Genomic DNA, 21,550 nt, shown 5'->3' with positions numbered 1-21,550 from the left:
AACTATTAACTACATTTAAATACAAAACTATGCAAAAAGAACGAAAAATCTCTCCTTCAGGAAAGAAAGGAGTGCGACCTCTTAAACTACTTTTTTCTCTTTTTTTGCTATTTCTCCTTTTAGGGACATTGACTGTATCCGCACAGAATCGGGTTTCTCTAATGCTAAGAAATGAGCCTATGGGCAAAGCATTGGATAAGGTAGCAGATGCAGCCGGAATGAAGATTAATTTTAGCACAGAAGATGTAAAAGGTTATCAAGTCAGTCTAAATATTCAAAACGGACGGATAGAAGATGTCTTGAAAGAAGTTATCGGCGATAAACCTTTCAAATACAGTATAAACAGGGAGTTTATAACAATTATTCGTACAAGTGAGCCTATTGTTCCAGAGATAAGGACTGTGACAGGAAGAGTGACGGATTCGGAAGCCGTTCCTTTGTCCGGTGTCCATATAATTATCACCGATATGCAGGGAAAACAAGTTGAGATGCTTCCAACCGACATCAATGGAGAATATACCGTAAAACTCTCTGCCGGAAAATCCTACTTTGTGAAAACTCGCTACATAGGAATGAAAGAAAAAACGGTAAAAATAAAGCCAGATGTGGCCGAAATTCCTGTTATTGTCTTGGAAGAAGACAGCAAGGCTATAGGAGAAGTCGTAGTTACCGGTTATGGTAATGTCATTAAAGGGAATTATACGGGAGCTGCCACAACAATAAAGGCAGATGATATTTTAATGCCCAGTGTTTCATCTATTGACCAAATGTTACAAGGGGTAGTTCCGGGAATGCTAGTGATGAACAAAACAGGCATGAGCGGCGCTTCTCCTAAAATCAGGGTAAGAGGTACTTCCACACTACTGGGTAGCCAGGACCCTGTTTGGGTAGTAGACGGAGTAGTACAAATAGACCCGATGCCTTTCGACCCGGAAGATAACACTAAATTTTCAGTTGATGCTGATGACATACGCCAGCTGGCCGGAAATGCCATATCATGGCTGAACCCCAATGATATAGAAACGATTACCGTACTGAAAGACGCATCCGCAACAGCCATATACGGTTCGAAAGCCGCCAACGGAGTCATTGTTGTAACCACCAAAAAAGCCTCACAAGGAAGAATCTCTGTAAATTATAATAGTGACTTTTCCATAGGCATGCGTCCTAGATATGGTATGTACGACCAAATGAATTCAGCGGAATCCATGCAACTATCGAAAGATATATATGATGAAAGACGGTCATACACAACTCCGATCCTGCCTATCGGCTACGCAGGATTGGTACAGAAGATGCTTAACAAAGAAATCACATTTGAAGAGATGAATCGGGAATACCAGACAATGGCCGCACGGAACACGGATTGGTTCAAATTATTATTCCGCAATTCATTTAACCAATCGCATAATATCAGCATCAGTGGAGGAAACGAAAAAATAATGAATCGTACCTCTTTCGGCTATACAGGTGAAAAAGGAGAAGCAAAAGGAAATGATATGAACTTATTTACAGCTACTTCGAACACAACCATAAACTTCAGTTCTAAATTGATAGTCAATATGCTATTGAAAGCAAGCGTACGTGATGTAAACGGATTTGCCTACAATGTGAACCCGTTCGATTACGCATACAATACTTCACGCGCCATACCTGCTTATAATAACGACGGTACTTTATTTTACCATGAAAAGATCGGAGAATACAACCCGGAAAATGGTAAGAATATGTATAATTACAACATCTTGAATGAGATGAACCATACAGGAAGTGAAGGCAACACCCGCACATTTGGCTCAACGATTGATCTCAAATGGCGTATTCTGCCTTATTTGGAATATCAAGGTATCGTTTCCTACGCCAGTTCATCTTCGGACTCAAAGAAATATGCAAGCGAACGTTCTTTTTATATTACGCAACTTCGCGGATACGAATATGGTACCGCTTTAACAAACAGCCCGGAGATGAATGCTTCACGATTACCTTTCGGTGGTATTCTGGAAACGGATTTGGCTAATACGTCTACTGTGATGGTCCGCAATAGTCTTGTGTACGACCAATTGTTTAAGAACACACATAGATTTACCTTTCAGCTGGGTATTGAAACCAATTCGGTAAAGACAAAAGGCGATTCGAACAAACGCTACGGATATCTCCCTGACCGTGGTGAAACTTTTGCCACCCCACCGCTTGTCTATATATTTCAGGGTAATGAAACAATCAATAATGAGATTGCAAACGGAGCGGCCAGCGTTATTAACCGACGAAACAATTCGTTAAGCGAATATATGTCAGCCGTTTATACATACAATGATTTATATGTGTTTAATTTTAATGGCCGTGTAGACGCATCCAATCGTTTCGGACAGGATAAGAACAAGCGTTTTGAGCCCACATGGTCAGCCGGACTAAAATGGAGAATAGCCAACGAACGTTTTGCTAAAAAAACATGGTGGCTCAACAATTTGGATCTTTATGCCTCTTGGGGCTATCAAGGAAATGCCGTAACAGCGGTTTCTCCTTATCTGATTGCTTATGACGGTGGTTTGGACAATCGGTATAATGAATATATTCTGAAAATTAAATCATTACCTTATCCTGACTTGGGATGGGAAAAAACAAGAACCTATAACTTTGGTCTGGATGGTTCGCTTCTGAACGGACGCTTAAACTTTACAGTGAACTATTTTCAGAAAGTAAGCGACGTACTTTCTTCTCGCAACATTCCTTACGAGAATGGATTTGCCAACGGCATAGTATCAGGTTCCACCATGAAGAATTACGGCTATGATTTTGTGATAGACGTAATTCCTGTCCGTACAAAAAATGTTACCTGGCAGTTATCTTTGAATACGGCCGTTTCACGCAACAAGATAGACAAGAACGACCGTGTGAACACGCTGAACGATTTTCTATCGGGCGCAGCTATTGTAAACGGCAGACCTTATTCTACATTTTACTCGTATAAACTGACCGGTCTGAATCCGGAAAACGGTTTACCTATGTTCGATAAAATGGATTTAAAAGATGGAAAAAGCCCTATGGACTTCTTAGTCGAATCTGGAAAGTTCACACCTGATTTTTCCGGTGGATTGAACACCATGATTAAATATAAGAACATTTCACTATATGCATTGTTTGCCATTCAATGGGGCGGCCACGCACGCTTGCCTAAACTCTATTCCGGAGCCACCGACACGCAGTCGGGATTATCCCGTCCGGAACAAAATGTCTCAAAAAAATTGATTAACCGCTGGAAAAAGCCGGGAGACGAAGCATTTACCAACATTCCTTCCCTGCCAGGAGCCGGCAATGAGACCATTGAACTGCCAATCACAGCTACTTCACAAAAAATATCGACAAACTTATATCACATGTATAATATGTCGGACGCAAGAGTGGCAAACACAAACTTTATCCGTTGCCGTTCTATCTCTCTAGCTTATGAATTCATTCAGCAAGATTGGTTGAAACGTTTATTTATCAGACGTATGCAAGTGAAAGCGAGCATGACGAACCCATTTATGTGGGTATCAGATAAAAAATGGGACGGATTGGATCCGGAAACCGGTAATTGGCCGGTTCGTAAAGTTATGTCTTTATCCTTACAAGTTTCTTTCTAAAAAACACAAGAACAATGATTGATATAAAAAAAATAATAATAGGTTTAATCGGAATGTTGACGCTGGGTGCTTGTTCCGATTTTCTGGAAGAACAATCACAAGACGAAGTGATTGTGCAAACAGTTGCAGACTACAGCCAGTTCTTATTAGGCTCTGCTTACGGAATGGGGTATTACGACCTGCTATACTTGCTTGATGATGATGTGGAGTTGGAAGAAAAGCAATATTACGGTGGCGACAACCTCAATGCCATCAATTATTACGGATATTTCACCTGGCAGCCGGACATGTGGGAAAGGTGGTTTAAATTAACCGATATATACATCGACATTTACAGCCAACTGAAAGGTGTGAATGCCACCTTGGACGGCATTGATGATGCTACCGGATCTGACATAGAGAGAGATTATGTGAAAGGTGAGGCTTACGGGTTGCGTGGGTTCTATTATTTCCTGTTAGTCAACCTGTATGGAGAGCCCTATCATTCCAACCGACAGGCATTAGGCGTACCTTTGAAGTTAACGGCAGGACTGACTGAAAATGGAATTGAACGAAACACGGTGGAAGAAGTATATAAACAGATTGTAAATGACTTGAAAGTTTCTGCAGAATTGTTTGAGAGACATCCGAAACGCGGAAAGAATTTCCGGTTCAATTTGACTTCCGCTTATATCATGCTGTCACGCGTTTACTTATATATGGAACAGTGGGAAGATGCAGCCAAAGCAGCAAGCAGGGCTATTGAAACAGCGGAAGGCTTGACCAACTATACAACAATGACCAGTCTCACCATAGCCACCTACAAACATTCGGAAGTGGAATGGCGCTATGGCAGAGGGCAATTAAAAACAGGATATCGTCCTTCACAAACATTGCTTGACCTTTATGATGACAATGATTGCCGGAAAAAATTCTGGTTTAGTATTGGCGGTTTTACAGGAACTACTACGTCTAAAAAAAATCCCGATTATTCCGAAGGGGTTTCCGGACCGACAAACACCTTGCGCATTTCCGAAGCCTACCTGAACCGTGCAGAAGCATACGCACAAATGGAAGGTAAAACAGACAAAGCATTGGCGGACTTGAACACATTACGCCGATACCGTATTGTGGGATATGAAGACATCACGGATATATCCAACTTGTTGGATGAAATCAGAGTTGAACGCAGGCTGGAACTCTGTTTTGACGAACAGCGCTGGTTTGACTTGCGCCGCTACGGAATGCCAAGCATTACCCATAGATATAAAGCCAAAAAGGAAGATGTCTGGTTGACTTTCACACTGAAAGAAAAAGATCCGCTCTACACGATACCTCTTTCTACAATCGTAATGAACAATAACAACAGCTTGAAGCAGAATGCATCGGCTTATGAGCCAGCACGCAAAGGCAATGAATAAAAATAAACCTAAATAAACAGATATAATGAACAGAAAAAATATATACTTCACCTTATTACTGAGCATATCTCTATTGTCATGCTCTAAAGAAGATGATTTAGGAAAGATAGAGCCGCTTGAACCTGACTATGTTTTGCCGCAAGGCAAGTCTCCGGCCGACAACCGCATCGTTGATTTCTACAACCAATACGGAACTTATGTCCTGTACGAATTTACAGAAACCGATTTCAACTGGAGCCAGATGGAAGGTTCATCAAGCAATTATACATTTACGAAAGCCGACCCACAGTATGCAGGCGAAATGCTGGATTTGTTGGAGGATACTTGGGTTTCGCTTTATCCGGCAGATTTTCATAAAAAATATATGCCTTACAAGATATTCCTGACTAAAGAACTTTTTGAGGGCTCTTCTGCCAAACCTGTAGACGTATGGGTGTCGCAGGGGCAAATAGCAATCAGCCACTGTTCCGCCGCTTTGAAAGAGATGTCTGCGGAAGACAAGATGACTTTCAAACGCAGCATACAACAAGCTTTATGGAATAAATGGGCGGATAAGTTAGAGATACCTAATGGTTTCTTTACATTGAGCGACTATTCAAAAAATGGAAATAGCGACCCCAATTCTCCTGATTATCCAAGAACCCGGGGATTTGTGGCTAATAACGGCAAAGAATGGGCTATCCTTTCAGGTTATGAATGGTGGGTAGCCAAGTCATTGGATAAAATGAATGATCTGAAAGCTTATCTCGGTAGTATGGCAGGGCGGACATCAGAAGAATGGATATCCGATTTGGAATATCCTTTAGTAAAACAGAAATATGATATATTGAGGAATTATATTTCGGAAACTTATAGTTTCGATATCCAAAAGGTGGGCGACACCGTTTGCAAGTAACAGGTTAATAAAAAATCAGCCTGACTAGAATATATAAAATAGACAAATATAAAATGGAAGAAGTTATTGTTAAAGTCGAAAATTTATCTCATCGCTATAGCGTGCAATGGGCAATCAGAGACATCAATTTTGAGATCCTTAAAAATGGTGTTTATGGTTTGCTCGGCTCTAACGGAGCCGGCAAGTCAACTACAATGAACATCATGTGCGGTGTCTTGAAACCTACTCAAGGTAATGTTTTTATCAAAGGAATCAACACTCGTGAAAACCCGGTGGAAGCCAAACGGCATATTGGCTTCTTACCACAACAACCGCCTTTGCACATTGATTTAACTGTAGAAGAATATCTTGAATACAGTGCCAGCCTTCGCCAAATTCCTGCTAAACAGGTTCACGCGGCCGTAGTAGAGGTAATGGGGAAATGCGGAATCTCTCATTTCCAAAAACGACTGATTCGCAATTTATCCGGAGGATACCAGCAAAGAGTGGGCATTGCACAAGCTATTATCCATAAACCGGACTTTGTAGTATTGGACGAGCCCACCAACGGATTGGATCCGAATCAAATTCTGGAAATTCGCCATTTGATAAAAGAAATAGCAGAAGAACGTACCGTTGTGCTTTCCACACATATTCTTTCGGAAGTGCAGGCCACCTGCAAACACATCCGTATGATCGAGCAAGGCAAACTGGTGTTTGTCGGAACTGTGGACGAATTTGATAATTACATTACGCCAAGTTCCGTATGCGTATCGTTATTGGCAAGACCTTCAACAGAAGAGCTTTCTGCCATACCGGGACTTGTCAAAGTGGAAGAGTTGGGTGGAACAAAATTCCGCCTTCATTTTACCAATGCCCAAGAAATGCTGGAAAAGGTAGTAGAAATCAGTTCCACACGAGGTTGGCGCTTGAACGAAATCTATTTAGAAAAAAGTTCACTAAATGACATATTCGCTAAATTATCCAAGAAATAAATCATTATCCAAAAAATTCATGAGAACGATATATAAAATAGCAAAAACAGAGCTGCAAACTCTGTTCTATTCACCTGTGGCCTGGCTTGTCATAGTCATATTCATATTTCAGACAGGCATGACTTTTACAAATATGATAGATGGGTTGGTACGCAATCAATCGTTGGGATACGAAGTGACTGCTGTTACAGCAAATACATTTGCTAATCTATGGGGTGGCGTATTTCCAGCTATTCAAGGGTACTTATTCCTTTATATTCCTTTGTTAACAATGGGGTTGATGAGCCGTGAATTTGGCAGCGGTTCCATCAAATTGCTATACTCATCGCCTGTTACAAACATACAAATCATTTTAGGAAAGTTCTTGTCTATGATGATTTATGGACTGGTGTTGATTGCATTAGTGCTCATATTTGTGATTTTCGGCGCATTTTCGATAAAAGATTTTGATTTTCCACAAGTTTTTGCTGGTTTGTTGGGTATCTACCTTCTAATTTGCGCCTATGCCGCAGTAGGTCTTTTTATGTCGAGTCTGACTTCATATCAGGTAGTGGCAGCCATGCTGACGTTGGCCATGCTGGGTGCACTGAACTATGTAAAAGACATGTGGCAGGATATTGAATTTGTACGCGACATAACTTATTGGTTATCTATTTCAGGACGCGCAACCGAATTTGTGCGTGGGTTGATATGCAGTGAAGATCTTCTCTACTTCATCATCGTAATAACCATGTTCTTGACTTTAGCCATCATACGCCTACAGGCATGCCGCCAGAAAAGTCCATGGTTACTGACTTTGGGCAAATATACAGGAGTCATCTTGCTAGCTTGTTTTTTAGGATATTTATCTTCACGTCCTATGTTAATGGGTTATTACGATTCCACTGCCACCAAAATAAATACTTTGACTCCCAACAGTCAGGATGTCATCAGCCGTCTGGATGGCGGGTTGACCATAAAAAGTTATCTCAACGCACTAGATGAGCGGGATATATGGACGGCGGCTCCTTCGCGGGTTAAAACCGACCAGGAACGTTTCAGGCAGTATGTCCGTTTCAAACCGGATATAAAATTAGAATACATATACTATTATGACACCATCCAAAGCGTATCGCAAAACAACCGTTTCCCCAACATGAATACGGAGCAACGCGCCAAAGAGATCATGCGCATTCACAACATGGATTCTACCCTATTCTTGACACCGGCACAAATCCGTAAACAAATTGATTTGTCCGGTGAAGGCAATCTTTTTGTTCGCGTACTTGAACGAGAGAACGGGCAAAAAACATTCTTGCGTGTATTTGATGATATGCAACACCTTCCGGGAGAATCTGAAATCACTGCAGCGTTTAAGCGTATCGCAATGCAACTGCCTAGCGTAGGCTTCCTTACCGGACATGGCGAAAGAGACATAAACCTTGTGGGGGACAGAGCTTACAGTACTTTTGCCTTAGATAAGAAATTCCGTTATGCATTGATAAATCAAGGTTTTGACGTAACTAATGTGAGCTTGGACAATGAAATTCCTAATGATATAAACATCATGGTCATTGCCGAAATGAAAGAGCCTCTTACGGAAGCGGAAGAACAACGTTTGGATCATTATATAGCTCGTGGTGGAAATCTATTAATTACATGTGAACCAAGCCGTTCGATGGCTACAAGCGTGTTATTGGATAAACTCGGCGTTAAATTATCTCAAGGAATTCTGGTGAATCCGACAGAGAATTTCCTGGCTGACCTGATAGTAGCCAATCCAACCCAAGAAGCGACAGACCTGAACTTCTATTTTTCCGAAATGAAAAAGAGTGGAAGAAGCCTTGTCATGCCCGGTGTTGCCGGACTGGAATATACCGAAGACAAAGGATATACAGTTGTTCCTTTGTTTGTAACCGACTCGTTGGCATGGAACGAGGTGGAAACAACCAACTTCGTAGATGAACAACCTGTGCTGTCTGCAAATAAGGGAGAAGTACGGAAATCACATGCAACGGCATTGGCCCTTTCACGTAAAGTAGAAGACAAAGAACAAAAAATAATGATATTGGGCGATGCCGATTGCTTCAGTAATGGAGAATTAAGCATGACCCGTAAAGGAATTTCCTCATCCAACTATTCTGTCCTCATGGGAGGATTCTATTGGATGTCGGACAATGAAGTGCCCATTGATGTCCGTCGCCCGGCTGTCCCTGATAATGAAATTTATCTGAACGAACACCAGATCGGAACATGGAAGCTACTTCTGACATGGGTTTTACCGGGAATACTTCTGATTATTTCCATCATTATTTGGCTGAGAAGACGAGGAAGGTAAAATAACATTTGAATTTAATTACTTATGGTTTTTCAGATAGATACGCAGACATTGAATGATTTGGCCGTTTTCGGGACAGGACGGACAAAAACAATATATGAGATATTCAATCGGGTGAAGACTCGGGGAGGTGCGAAATTATTGGAGGAAATGTTCCTATATCCACTTGCTGAAGTGAAAACAATACAGAAACGAGTGAATATGATTCGTTACTACGGAGAGCATAAGACAGTTTTTCCGTTCCGCAGCTGCATATTTGATGCTGTTGAGTTTTATCTTGACAACACGGACAGCAGAAGCCAATTGATGATGCAAGACAATACACTGGAACGCAAAGTGAAAAGCTTCATTACCACAGATGCTGAATATTCATGGATACATGGCGGAATCATGGGATGCCTGGAACTATTCAATACATTGGACGACTTTTTGAGGGCTCCGGAAGACGAAACGTATACAAATATAGCAGAGATACATACAACATTGCGTCAATTGTTACAAAACGAAAAATGGAGTTGGTATCCGGATGAGAAAGGAAAGAAGAAGATTAGTTATGAAAAGGCTGTGAGTTATGACAAAATTTTGCGATTTGAAGAAGGTGGACGCATCCGTAAGATGTTATATTATGTCTATTTAATAGATGTCTATACCACAGTGGCACAGATTGCAGGCGAGCGAAAGTTCACTTATCCGCAAGTTTACCCTTCCGAACGTAATATCCTGAGTTTGAAGGGTGTGTTCCATCCTTTTCTGTCCCATCCGGTAGGCAACACTCTTTATGTAGATAAGGACAGTAGCATAATATTTCTGACCGGTGCTAATATGGCCGGGAAATCAACATTCATGAAGTCCGTTTCTATTGCGGTATATCTTGCTCATGTCGGTTTTCCCGTTCCTGCGGAATCAATGGAGTTCTCTGTATATGACGGCATGTTTACGACAATCAACCTGCCGGATAACCTGAACATGGGATACAGTCATTTCTATTCAGAGGTGCTGCGTCTGAAAAAGGTAGCGCAACAAATGGAGCAAGGAGCAAGACTGTTTATTGTTTTTGACGAGTTATTTCGAGGAACAAACGTAAAAGACGCTTATGACGCAACATTAGCTGTGACAGAAGCTTTTGCTGAAGTATCGGATTGTACTTTCATCATTTCCACCCATATCATTGAGGTAGGAACCACATTGAAAGAGCGCTGCAACAACATTCGCTTTGTTTACCTGCCCACTTCAATGGACGGTAATAAACCTGTATACACTTACCATCTCACAGAAGGTATTACAAACGATCGTCATGGAATGATAATTATTAATAACGAGAAAATCATTGATATTATAAACGGCAAAGAAGATGAATAAGAATTTTGAAATAGACAAGCAAACCTTGAATGACTTAAACATTCTGGGGAAATATAAAAACAATTCGATTTATAGCCTTTTTTGCGATACGACTACTCATGGCGGCGAATTGTTGCTGGAACAAATGTTTAATCATCCGTTAACGAATGCAGAAGAAATAAATAAACGAAGTGCAGTCTTCAAATGCTTTAGCGACCATACGTCAACGTTTCCGGAAAATCATGAGAATTTTGAGATTGTAGAGCAATACCTTACTGGCTCCAATGGTGGAGGACATTGGGTAAATTCATTCTTTCGCCTTTGTAAATTAGAAGCTATGAAGTTGCTCAGTAACGATCCGCGCCTACATATCTGGCAGGAACAAGTGAGCATCACACTTGCTTTTTTGAAAAAAGCGTCGACATATCTGGAAACATTACCCGAAGTGGTGAAAGGAACTTCTTTAGAGGAACGTGTAACGTATGGGATAACCCTGCTGCGGAACGGTCAAATGCGCCGGTTGCTATCGGTAGATGCCAATGAGAATATGAATTTGAAAGATTTATTTATCCTCGACAAAGTATTGTCATACTCTCTGAACGATTCTTTGTTAAAGTTATTGGAGCTGTTTTATGAATTGGATGTGGCTATCGTGGTGGGTAGAGTAGCTAAAGAACGGAAATTCTGTTTTGCAACAGCTTACGCTGATCATGAAGTATCTGTGAACATTTGCGGATTATTCCATCCTCACATACCGGGAGCAATATCCAACGACTTGGAAATAACGAGAAACAAAAACATATTTTTCCTGACGGGAGCGAATATGGCCGGAAAATCGACCTTAATGAAATCTTTCGGAATAGCGGTTTATATGGCTCACATGGGATTTCCCATAGCGGCAAAAAACATGCAATTCACAGTGCAGGACGGGATGTACACCTCTATCAATGTACCGGACAATATAAATATGGGATACAGTCATTTTTATGCAGAAGTATTAAGGGTAAAGAAAGTGGCAATAGAAGTGAGCCTTTCCAAACGGTTAGTTGTTATTTTCGACGAATTGTTCAAAGGAACGAATGTGAAAGACGCCTATGATGCCACTTTGGCCGTGACCGCCGCATTGGCAAAAAGACGCACTTGTTCGTTTATGATATCAACACATATCATAGAAGTCGGACAGGATTTGGCAAAATCATGTAATAATGTATCATTCTCCTACTTACCTACTATAATGAAGGAGAAAGTCCCGACTTATACATACCGTTTGGAAACAGGTATTACTAATGACAAGCATGGAATGATTATTATTGAAAATGAACACATTGTAGATATCATCCGCAGAAGAAAACAACCCCAGAAAAAATGAGAGATTCATCATGCAAATTATTATTGTATCACTTCGGGTATGTTGCAGTTTTCAGATTATACATGCATTTATATCGGACCTACGTTAAATAACATCTTAACGGACAATTAATATTACATTTTTTATATAATACAACAAGAGGCTATCTGTATTTTTTATTCTTCTGTTAAAAGATCCCTTTCCGTTTGACTTTCACCTGATTATTGTTTTTTTTATACATAACTGGGCGGAAAGTTTATTAGGGCATTTCCATAACTTGATTTTTAAACGACTATTAAGAACAGAAGGAATTCAGGATAAATACGTAAATCCATATACCGATTTCGGATTTAAATTGCTTTTGGGTACAGCTATGAATAAGGATTGTGTTCCGTTAATCTTGCTCGTTCTTTATAGTTGGCTTATGGGATGATGAGGAAGCGGATAAACGTCACTAACTATTTATTGTGTTCAAAACAGGAATGTATTCAAATAAACCTGCAAAGGTGGTTTGAACACATTCTTTCGTATTATCAATTTAATCAAAGAATAAAATGAAAACAGCCGTAATATATGCCCGTGTTTCGTCAAGTAATGACAGACAGGACACGAGCAGACAAATATTTTTAGATTATGCAAACTAACAGGGTAGATTTACGCTGGTGTAAACCATAGTGTAAACCGCCACCAATTGATGTATAAAAGAAAAAGGCACCCAAGAGTGGAAGCCTCTCAAATGCCTTATTCTTATCAAGTAGCGGGACCCGCTACAAAACCCAATAAACAAAAGAAAATAAAAGATAGTATGTATTTGATAATCAATGGGAAATGATTTTTGAATTTTCCTTTGTTGCCCTTATTTTTCATCTATTTTCGCTCTTTTGGCTACCCTTTGGCTACCCGGATAGAAAATAATATGTATCTTTGCAAATAAAGGAAACTAAAAGCAACTTGAATACTTATAAAACATGGCAGCAAAGAAAGTGGTAAGGTCTGATAATACTTATATGATAAGCACGGACGATACGGATAATCCGAAATTGGGGGCAAAGATACTCTCTGACGGTCGAGAAAGCTTGTTTCTTGATTATTATTTGGGATATATAATGGTATATGATGAGTCGAAAGATAAGACGGTAGCCAAGAAAGACAGAAAGAGAGAGGCTTTAAAACTTTATCTTTGGCAAGCTCCAAGAACCCCACTTGAAAGACAGCAAAATAAAGAAACATTAGAACTGGCAAAAAAGATTCGGTTTGAACGCAGTCAAGAATTGTTAGAAAACATTACCGGATACAGGTTGAGGAAAGAGCGAAAGGTTAATTTTCTTGATTATTTTCAAGCATATAACGACCGATACACAAAGAAAGATGTTCGAATGATGAAAGGTGTATTAACCCGTTTTATTGACTTCCTGAAAATAGAATACCCACAATATAGTACATACCTTAAGCCCGAACAAATTACAAAAGACATGGTGTCTCTTTTCGTAGAATACTTGCAGAGTAGGAGCAAGGGCGAGGGCGCATTAGATTATTATAGCAAGTTTAAAAAGGTTATCAATTACGCAATAGATAACGATGTAATAGCAAAGAACCCGTGCAAAGGTGTTGTTTGCAAGTGCGATAAACAAGTCTTAAGAAAGGATGTTCTTTCATTAGAGGAAATGCAAGCTTTGATAAGTACGCATTATGATAACGAGAATCCCGAAATAAGGCGGGCGTTTATATTCTGTTTATATACGGGTATTCGTTTTTGTGATGTGCAGGATTTGAAATACTCGAATGTAGACTACTCAAATAAAATACTTAGTTTCGAGCAGAATAAAACAAAGGGACATAGTGCAAATAGTGGGGTTGTGATTCCTTTAAATGATGATTTGTTACAGTTGATCGGAGAACCTCATACGGAACAATACGAGGAAGAAACTATTTTCAGATTGCCAAGTGCTACAATGTGCCTTAAAGCGCTAAGGCGTTGGACTAAGCGGGCGGGGATAACCAAACATATAACATGGCATTGTGCCCGCCATTCCTTTGCGGTGAATATCCTGAATAATGGGGCTAATATTAAAACCGTTGCAAGCTTGTTAGGACATAGCGGATTAAAACACACGGAGAAATACACGCGCGCCGTTGACAGCTTGAAAGAAGCAGCTATAAATAGTTTACCGAAACTTAAATTGTAATGTTATGCTAAACGCGTATATAGACAAAGAGGACGTTTTAAGGCTGTTGTATGAAACGGAGGATATAAATGGGCTCATAAATCGCTCTGATTTTCAAAAGAAGATAGGAAACCTAAAAGCAAAGAAAAAACCAAAATTAGAAAAAGGCTGCAATGTCCGTATAAAAAACAGGCAAAATCTGATAGATTCTATTTCTAACTACATTAATGATGTTAAAGCCGGAAAAGAAAAACATGAAATCAGATCGTATATTGAAACACATGCGGGAGTAAAGATTGGGCGCAGGAGTTGTTGTATAATTAAAGTAGATAAAGAAACCAAAAAAGAAATAGCTAAATTAGACATGGACTCTTTTATAGTAGAGAGAGACTTTATCATGAAAATTCTTAAAATCTCAAAACCTACACTTTTGAGATTTATAGAAATATGTATCATTACGCAGCATGTTGAATATGTAAATGTATATGCGAGCGGAATACTGAAAAAGGAAAAAATGTGCCTATTCTATTATGATTTAGGCGAAATAAAAAATAACCTACTGAATATAGAATAAGTTAATTTATTGTACACTAGTGGTATAACAAAAATAAATAGTAGTAAACTTTACAAATGGGTACCTAAAAATATATTTTTAAAGGTTAGCTAATAGTAATCGTATCCCTTTTATAAAGATTCATGCAAAATACACAAAATAGTATCTAACACATTATTTCATTTGTTTTCCTTCCTCTATCTTTGTCATGTAATTACAGCCAAATATAAGGCGTGCACGCCTATTAATGAACCAAAATAAAACATTAGTAGGACATGACGACAGAAGAAAGATTATCAAAATTAGAACAGGCTATTTTATTAGCCGGATTAGGAACAAAGGAAATATTAACCTTTGATGAAGCGTGCGTATTTATGGGCGTAACGCGTTCACATCTCTATAAATTAACGTCCGGCGGAAAAGTAATACACTATAAGCCAAACGGGAAAATGATTTATTTTAAACGTGATGAGCTATCCGAATGGCTTTTACAGAATCGCGTGTCTACATCGGAAGAAATCGCGATGAAGGCGACTACCTACACAATGAATCACCGGGCGAGAGTATAACAACCACACGTATTTTATTCAATGATCGACGGCTTTAAAACAAGCAGTTTAGCCCTTGATGTGCACCAATTAGCCAATAAACTAGGTGTTGATATAAGCCCTAAAGCGGTTTATATCAACATTGAGGGGCTGATATTTGGTTTCACTGACAGAGTAGACGTAACTACGGGAGAAATCCGCAAATTATGTAATTTACACGGTAGCCTACATAAGTACGCTAACGGCGGTTTGCATAATGCCGATTCTTTCCGGCTGTCTGACTTGTGCCGTGTATTTACTGAATTGCAAAAAGTCTACGGGATTAATTCCGATATTACGCGGCTTTATAGCGTCGAATTTGGCGTAAATTTAAAACTACCCTATGATCCGCAACGAATATTGAAAGCGATAAGAATGTACAAGGGTTATACATTTACTCCGATAGGAAAGATAGGGCTTATCTACGAAGCCGATTCGTATAAGCTAAAAATATACGATAAGGGAAAACAGTGCGGCGTATCGGGCTTTGATAGTATTCTACGTATTGAGATAAGCGCAACAAATACATATTTAAAGAAAAAGCACATCTATACGCCAATGTTGAGATACTTGCTTAGTGCCGATGTTTGGGAAAGGTTTGAGGCTCTTTTGCTCGATACGTTGGAAGATGTTGTAATTGTTGAGGCTGTACCATTGGAAGGATTAAGCAAGAAAGAACGAGATTTATTTGCGTTATTTCTTGGTGATGATTGGCAAGCACTTGACAAGGTTAAACGATGCAGGATGAAAAAGAAGTTTATTGCATTAGCCGAACGGATCGGAGCTACACAGATAAAAGAGAATTTAAAAAATCTCATTTCAATAGAATGTAAGTATCTGCGAGACATGGATAACGAAAAATGCAACCGAAACGGCGTTTTTGTAAAGGAAAAATTCGATGATAAAGTAAATGAAAGCAACAATATCCAACAGGAACGAAATGCCAAAAGTGAAACCGAAACGGAGTTTTTGTATGCCTCATCAAATAGTGAAAAGTGCAACCAAAACGGAATTAAGATAAAGGGCGTTTTGGTTGCATTTTCATCACCGGAAAACGAACCGCCGCCAAACGCCAACAACCCGCCATTATTCAATGCGAAAAAGTACGACACCAATTCAAACGCCGGAAAATGTAGAGGAAAACCGCCCGATCTGGAAGGATTCGATACAGGATGAGACAACCAAAGATTAATCAAAACGATATATTCACTCAATAAAACACATTAAAACTATGGATGCAATAAAGAAAGCCGAACGGCGCAAAGCAATGGGAGAAACAAAAAAAGTTCCTGTACGTATCGACCCGAAGCAATGGGAGCGACTCGACGAAATCCGCAAAAAGTTCAAGTTTAAAAGCAATTACGAAATCATGCAGTATATTTTATCCTGCTTTCTTCGTGTTGCCGATCCGGACAATGATACGGAGATTGAACCAGTGCCGGAAGAAATCGAAATGATGTTCAGTGATTTGTCCGACTCTGAAAGGCATTTCGAGTATGTGAAGCCGAAACGCTCCATGAATCACGATTCTTTAAACAGCAGTAAACACAATTTAAAATCAAATTAAGATGAACGAGATTACTATTTTCAAAAACGAGAGATTCGGAGAAGTAAGAACCGCAACAAGTGAAAGCGGAGAACCTTTATTTGCGGCTGTAGATGTGGCGCGCGCATTGGGATACGCAAATACTAGGGATGCAATTAGTAAGCATTGCAAGCGAGTGACAAAGCGCGACGGGGTCGCCCACACAACCAATCAACACGGCGTAGTAACGAATCAGGTAGTAGAGATGTCATTTATCAATGAGGGCGACGTTCTTAGATTAATAATGCGATCCAAATTACCGCAAGCGGAAGCCTTTCAAGATTGGGTATGTGAAGAGATATTGCCAAGTATTCGCAAACATGGCGCGTATATGACGCCCGAAACTGTTGTGCAGATGTTCCAGAACCCGGACGCCCTGATACAGTTGCTCACCACCCTAAAGAGCGAGCAGGAACAAAACGCCTTACTCCGTGCACAAAGAGAGGCTAACGCAAAAGCTATCGAAGCGATGCAGCCAAAAGCGGAGTATTTCGATACTGTATTATCTTCTTCGTCTCTAGTTACTACTAACACGATAGCCGCAAAGTTGGGAATAAGTGCCCAGAGATTAAATAAATTCCTATGTGAATCAGGAATACAGTATAAACAAAGCGGTTTGTATTTTCTCTACTCCGACCTTCGCGGAAAGGGATTGGAAGGTTATCAAACATTTGCCCGCACCGATTCAAGAACAGGTGAGATTAAAACGATAGAGCACATGTATTGGACGGAAAAAGGCGCATATTTTATTATTAATTTATATCAAGAAACGACATCTAAACTACTGAATTAAAGATGAGTAATGATAAATTTTACTACCCCCAACGGTCACCCCCACCCGAAAAAATATCCCGCGTGTAAAAAGATGGGGTGAAGTGGGTTTCACAGAGTCGCGTCAAAAAATAAAAATCATACCCCCTTTGCCATGTCTCTAAGCGTCCGCACCCGCTTTGTATCGTTCATCACCGAATACGAAGCCATGAGACAACCGAACGCCTCGCCGTCTATCGAGTTATCACACAAAGAAAGATAATTCCGCTACGGGCTTGTATTTGCGTAGCAACATGAAGCGAACCGGGACAAAGCGAGGGACAGCAAACGGGACAGGTTGCAGCCGTTTTAATCTGCTATTTATCAACGTGTTTCCGCTTTAAGATGGAACATTCCGGGACAGGTCGAGGGACAGGATAAGAGACAGACGATACGCAAAAGGAAACAGTAAAGAAACACCTTAAGCGAATGACATACAATCATATAACATCAACCTTGTAGGCGTTGAGGAAACAGCAAGGAAACAGCAAGGAAACACAAACGAAACGCAGACAGACACGCAAATCAACCAACGAAGCAAGTAACGGGCGACCGGATAGCCTGCACCAAAGTAGTCCACTACGATTTTTTCGTACTTCGCTACTGACTACCGCAACAACTACCGTAAATTTTACGGTAGATAGTACGCCCGTAATAGTTGCAGCGTCTACTACTGTAAAATTTACAGCCAATCAGATAGCCAATGTGACAGCCAATCAGACAGCCCAAATTATTTTTTCTTCTTATCCTTATTCGGAATAGGAAAGCCGATAGGATTACGCGGCTTATCTGCTAAAGCCTTTTGCGCCTGCAGTTCGGCTAACGTCTGGTTTATTAACTCTAACTGTGTCCGGGTGTCGTCGTTAATGTCGTTATAGTCTGCAAACACTTCTTCGATGTACTCTTTTAATTCCTTGACTTCGTTTTGTAGTTCCTGTACTGGATTAGTCGAAGGAGATAATAACAACTGACGAACCGCAACGAAAGCACGCATAATATTTATATTAACCTCAATTGCTAAATCAGAGTTGAGCACACTACTAAGCATTGAAACGCCTAGTTCCGTGAAAGCATAAGGCATATATTTAGGATGCTGACCGCGCCCACCGTTTAAGGTGCTAAAATTGCACCTTAAAGAATCCCATTCGTCTTTAGTTAGTTCAAACATGAAGTCACTAGGAAAACGTTTAAGGTTATTCTTTACCGACCGCTTTAAATACTTTGTTTCCGTTCCGTACATTTCAGCCAAATCAAAATCTAACATCACTTTACAGCCGCGTATGTCGTAAATCTTACTTTGTATTACTTCGAGTTGTTCCACCTTATTCTACTTTGATATTGATATTCTTTCCGCAGTGCGGGCACGTGATTCCGGCTGTATTGTTCTTTGGTTGGTCGAATAGCTCCGTAATATGCACGTCAAGCGCATTAGCTACCTTTTCTAATGTTCCAATAGTTGGATTACCTTTCAATGAAGCGCGGAGAGCTATATCTGTTACTCCGATCTTCTCGGCTAATTCTTTTTGCAAAAGACCTTTTGCCTTGCATAATTCTTTGATTCTTAATTCCATAATATATAGTATTTATTTTAATGGTACAAAGATATATTTAAAAAGCGACAAAACAAATATTATAGCATTTACTTTTTGAGTTAAACAAAAGTTAAACTTTATATTTTGTAGCTCGAAAACAAATAATATATATTATGTTTGTATCGTAAAACAAATAATAAAACATTTATAATATGAAACGGTACAATTTAAGCGAAATAATGAAATCAGCCCACACGATGAGAAAGTTTAGACCGGAAAAGTACCCGACCTTCTCGGAAGCACTGAAAAAGGCTTGGAAAGTTGCGAAGTTCAACAAAGAAATAGCAGACCGTAGAGCCGAAACAATCGCTTATCACGAAGCGAAGAAACAAGAAGCGCAGGAGCTAGCCGCCCGTATCGCAATGGAAGTAGAAGCCGCAAAGCGTGAACGTGAAGAACGTGCCGCAAAGGTTGAGGCTGAATGTCTGGCATACGGTTACGGTCGCGGCGAGCATTATTCGTCTTTTAGCGGGTGGGGAAATTATTGCGGTGATTGATTATTAACGAACTAAATACATATTCAAATGAAAGGACTAGAAATCAGTATTAAACAGGATTCGGGCATGTGGCGAATAGCTGTTAGTTGCGAGGCGAATTTAGCAAATGCGGGAATTATAAAGAATCTATTCGGGTGTCTACGGGAAGATAACGGCGTAATTCGTTCCGGTTTGCTTACTTCCAATGTAATGAAGTTAATTAGTATACAAGCCGAACTATTAAGTTACTCAATATGAAAGTGATTTATATACTCGGATTAATAGCGGGCGCGGTCCTGCTATTTGCCACGGAAGCGGAGACAGCCGCACCGAATATAACGGGGCTTGCGTTGTGTGTAGCCTCATCTTACAAACTCGATTTATTCACATCTAACAAAATATAAAATCATGGAAGAAGTAGTAATTTTGGACGCGGACGGTCGCCCAGTGAAAGGTATGCAACTTGATAGAAACACAATTCATCTAGGCGAAGCAAACGGCGGCTATATGGGTTGTACTAAGGAGAGTGTAATCGAATTACAACAGGAGCGGTTAGAACGTTTCACGAAGAACCGGAAAGCACACCAAAAAGAGTGCATGAGTGCGGCGTGTGACATTACCCCTATTATGTTGGCGGGGTTTGATAATCCATACGACGAAATACACAATCTAATATTACAGGGATATAATAACGTTATAGAGGCGCAAGGTTTGTTTTATCGGGTGGTTAATCAAGATGCAGAGATGAGGCGTTTACGTAGGCGAGTAATCGAGGAAATGACAGCGAAGGAACTTGCGACCGAGTTTATTCTATCATCTGGGAATGTCGAAGCGTTTAGAAAGTTCTGTGAGGAAAGAACTGGAAGTACGCCGGGTGATAGAGAGGAAGCGGGAAAGGTTCGGTTATTTGTTCGGTAATATAATAAGGTGGTATATCAAAGTAAGGATAAATTAGTAAGAGGCAACCGGATCGGTGAGCCTCTTTTTTGCGTCTGTTGGTTGTTCTACAAATAAAAAACCGCCCAAGAGTGGAAGCCTCCCAAACGGTTATTCTTATATACCAAAAGTAGTAGTTATGTTGTTTTTGGCTACCCTTTGGCTACCTGTTTAAATGAAAAAACCTCTGTGTCAGAGGTTTAACGGGTATCTTTGGTAGCGGGACCCGGGATTGAACCGGGGACCTCATGATTATGAATCATGCGCTCTAACCAGCTGAGCTATCCCGCCATCATTTCTCGATTGCGGGTGCAAAGATAGATGATTTTTTATAATCTCCAAAACAATTCATAACTTTTTTGTGTTTTTTCTTTAAGAAGGGTCCTGATTTTCCCTATAAACAGGGAGTTTGAGGCTCGATAATGAAAGAATAATTAAATAAAGTGTCTGATTTATGCGGTGTATTTAGAAAAAAGTATTTATCTTGGCACACGTAAAAACAATTCGAAATTGCTATGAAAAAGGAAAAGATTCATTTGGAGTATTTGTTGAATGCAACGTCTAAAAATATTCTTTGGGGAGCTATTAGTACACCGACCGGGTTGGAGGACTGGTTTGCCGACAAAGTTGTTTCTGACGATAAAATAGTAGAGTTCCATTGGGGGAAGACAGAACTGAGGAAAGCAGAGATTATTGCCATTCGCTCTTTCTCTTTTATCCGCTTCCGTTGGCAGGATGATGAAAACGAACGTGATTATTTTGAAATCAAGATGACTTATAATGAGCTGACTAGTGACTATGTGTTGGAAATTACCGATTTCGCAGAGCCGGATGAAGTGGATGATATGAAAGAATTGTGGGAGTCACAAGTAGCTAAATTAAGAAGAACTTGTGGTTTTTAGTTAACTTTCAACTAAAAATTTTCGATGCTCCTTTTTTTGTGCTAATTTT

At 39.9% G+C, this 21,550-nt stretch carries 20 protein-coding genes, 1 tRNA gene and 1 pseudogene; 19 read left to right on the top strand and 3 right to left on the bottom strand.

Translation table 11 applies throughout. The features are described from left to right. The first annotated feature begins 179 nt into the window (after positions 1–179). The 15 genes and pseudogenes from GD631_RS01410 to GD631_RS01340 all read left to right on the top strand — a co-directional run bounded on the left by GD631_RS01410 (position 180) and on the right by GD631_RS01340 (position 18,357). Positions 180–3,623, top strand: a complete 3,444-nt coding sequence (locus tag GD631_RS01410) for a SusC/RagA family TonB-linked outer membrane protein (RefSeq protein ID WP_223225910.1) — start codon at positions 180–182, stop codon at positions 3,621–3,623. Positions 3,624–3,637: 14 nt separating this feature from the next. Then, the gene (locus GD631_RS01405) at positions 3,638–5,023 is read left to right on the top strand and encodes a RagB/SusD family nutrient uptake outer membrane protein (RefSeq protein WP_143260025.1); all 1,386 of its coding nucleotides are present in this window, start codon (positions 3,638–3,640) and stop codon (positions 5,021–5,023) included. A gap of 25 nt (positions 5,024–5,048) precedes the next feature. Further along, entirely contained in the window at positions 5,049–5,918 is an 870-nt protein-coding gene (locus tag GD631_RS01400; protein ID WP_143260024.1) for a hypothetical protein, read from the top strand. Between the two features lie 53 nt (positions 5,919–5,971). Then, positions 5,972–6,892 carry an ABC transporter ATP-binding protein gene (locus tag GD631_RS01395; protein WP_143260023.1) on the top strand — a complete coding sequence of 307 codons (921 nt, stop codon included), beginning with the start codon at positions 5,972–5,974 and terminating at the stop codon, positions 6,890–6,892. Positions 6,893–6,911: 19 nt separating this feature from the next. Continuing rightward, entirely contained in the window at positions 6,912–9,209 is a 2,298-nt protein-coding gene (locus tag GD631_RS01390) for a Gldg family protein (protein ID WP_143260022.1), read from the top strand. Positions 9,210–9,233: 24 nt separating this feature from the next. After that, positions 9,234–10,568 carry a MutS-related protein gene (locus tag GD631_RS01385; RefSeq protein ID WP_143260021.1) on the top strand — a complete coding sequence of 445 codons (1,335 nt, stop codon included), beginning with the start codon at positions 9,234–9,236 and terminating at the stop codon, positions 10,566–10,568. Then, the gene (locus GD631_RS01380; protein ID WP_143260020.1) at positions 10,561–11,916 is read left to right on the top strand and encodes a MutS-related protein; all 1,356 of its coding nucleotides are present in this window, start codon (positions 10,561–10,563) and stop codon (positions 11,914–11,916) included. The genes GD631_RS01385 and GD631_RS01380 overlap by 8 nt, the downstream gene beginning before the upstream one ends. Positions 11,917–12,449: 533 nt before the next feature. Continuing rightward, positions 12,450–12,518: pseudogene (locus GD631_RS01375) on the top strand (recombinase family protein); the annotation flags it as partial. A gap of 345 nt (positions 12,519–12,863) precedes the next feature. Further along, positions 12,864–14,081, top strand: a complete 1,218-nt coding sequence (locus GD631_RS01370) for a tyrosine-type recombinase/integrase (protein WP_185911551.1) — start codon at positions 12,864–12,866, stop codon at positions 14,079–14,081. 4 nt (positions 14,082–14,085) lie between these two features. Further along, positions 14,086–14,634, top strand: a complete 549-nt coding sequence (locus GD631_RS01365) for a hypothetical protein (RefSeq protein WP_143260019.1) — start codon at positions 14,086–14,088, stop codon at positions 14,632–14,634. A gap of 254 nt (positions 14,635–14,888) precedes the next feature. Next, positions 14,889–15,182: a helix-turn-helix domain-containing protein gene (locus GD631_RS01360; RefSeq protein WP_143260018.1), complete on the top strand. Its 294-nt coding sequence runs from the start codon at positions 14,889–14,891 to the stop codon at positions 15,180–15,182. A 21-nt stretch (positions 15,183–15,203) separates the two neighbouring features. Next, positions 15,204–16,376, top strand: coding sequence for a hypothetical protein (locus GD631_RS01355; protein ID WP_143260017.1), 1,173 nt, complete (start codon positions 15,204–15,206; stop codon positions 16,374–16,376). 55 nt (positions 16,377–16,431) lie between these two features. Further along, positions 16,432–16,767 carry a hypothetical protein gene (locus tag GD631_RS01350; RefSeq protein ID WP_004299051.1) on the top strand — a complete coding sequence of 112 codons (336 nt, stop codon included), beginning with the start codon at positions 16,432–16,434 and terminating at the stop codon, positions 16,765–16,767. 1 nt (position 16,768) lies between these two features. Further along, positions 16,769–17,578 carry a phage antirepressor gene (locus GD631_RS01345; RefSeq protein ID WP_143260016.1) on the top strand — a complete coding sequence of 270 codons (810 nt, stop codon included), beginning with the start codon at positions 16,769–16,771 and terminating at the stop codon, positions 17,576–17,578. A gap of 482 nt (positions 17,579–18,060) precedes the next feature. After that, complete coding sequence (locus tag GD631_RS01340; RefSeq protein WP_143260015.1) at positions 18,061–18,357, top strand: hypothetical protein; 297 nt, start codon at positions 18,061–18,063, stop codon at positions 18,355–18,357. On the opposite strand, the gene GD631_RS01335 is transcribed toward GD631_RS01340, so the two are convergent. Both GD631_RS01335 and GD631_RS01330 read right to left on the bottom strand, forming a co-directional pair. Next, entirely contained in the window at positions 18,326–18,916 is a 591-nt protein-coding gene (locus GD631_RS01335) for an ORF6N domain-containing protein (protein ID WP_143260014.1), read from the bottom strand. The genes GD631_RS01340 and GD631_RS01335 overlap by 32 nt on opposite strands. 1 nt (position 18,917) lies before the next feature. Beyond that, positions 18,918–19,166 (bottom strand): helix-turn-helix domain-containing protein, encoded by a 249-nt coding sequence (locus GD631_RS01330; RefSeq protein WP_049701862.1) that lies wholly within the window; start codon positions 19,164–19,166, stop codon positions 18,918–18,920. Positions 19,167–19,384: 218 nt separating this feature from the next. On the opposite strand from GD631_RS01330, the gene GD631_RS01325 reads away from it, so the two are divergent. The 3 genes from GD631_RS01325 (at position 19,385) to GD631_RS01315 (ending at position 20,581) form a co-directional block, all read left to right on the top strand. Next, a complete protein-coding gene (locus GD631_RS01325; RefSeq protein WP_223225911.1) occupies positions 19,385–19,684 on the top strand; it encodes a hypothetical protein in 300 nt (99 codons plus the stop codon). A 27-nt stretch (positions 19,685–19,711) separates the two neighbouring features. Continuing rightward, entirely contained in the window at positions 19,712–19,921 is a 210-nt protein-coding gene (locus tag GD631_RS01320) for a hypothetical protein (RefSeq protein WP_087319069.1), read from the top strand. Positions 19,922–20,071: 150 nt separating this feature from the next. Further along, positions 20,072–20,581: a basic helix-loop-helix domain-containing protein gene (locus GD631_RS01315; protein WP_117937846.1), complete on the top strand. Its 510-nt coding sequence runs from the start codon at positions 20,072–20,074 to the stop codon at positions 20,579–20,581. A 232-nt stretch (positions 20,582–20,813) separates the two neighbouring features. On the opposite strand, the gene GD631_RS01310 is transcribed toward GD631_RS01315, so the two are convergent. Then, a tRNA-Met gene (locus GD631_RS01310) sits at positions 20,814–20,890 on the bottom strand. A gap of 224 nt (positions 20,891–21,114) precedes the next feature. On the opposite strand from GD631_RS01310, the gene GD631_RS01305 reads away from it, so the two are divergent. Then, positions 21,115–21,501, top strand: coding sequence for an START-like domain-containing protein (locus tag GD631_RS01305; RefSeq protein ID WP_143260012.1), 387 nt, complete (start codon positions 21,115–21,117; stop codon positions 21,499–21,501). Positions 21,502–21,550: the final 49 nt, after the last annotated feature.

The organism is Bacteroides luhongzhouii, from assembly GCF_009193295.2.
Lineage (GTDB): Bacteria > Bacteroidota > Bacteroidia > Bacteroidales > Bacteroidaceae > Bacteroides > Bacteroides luhongzhouii.
The sequence above is the reverse complement of the archived record's forward strand: the minus strand, read 5'-3'. Positions and strand labels throughout refer to the sequence as shown.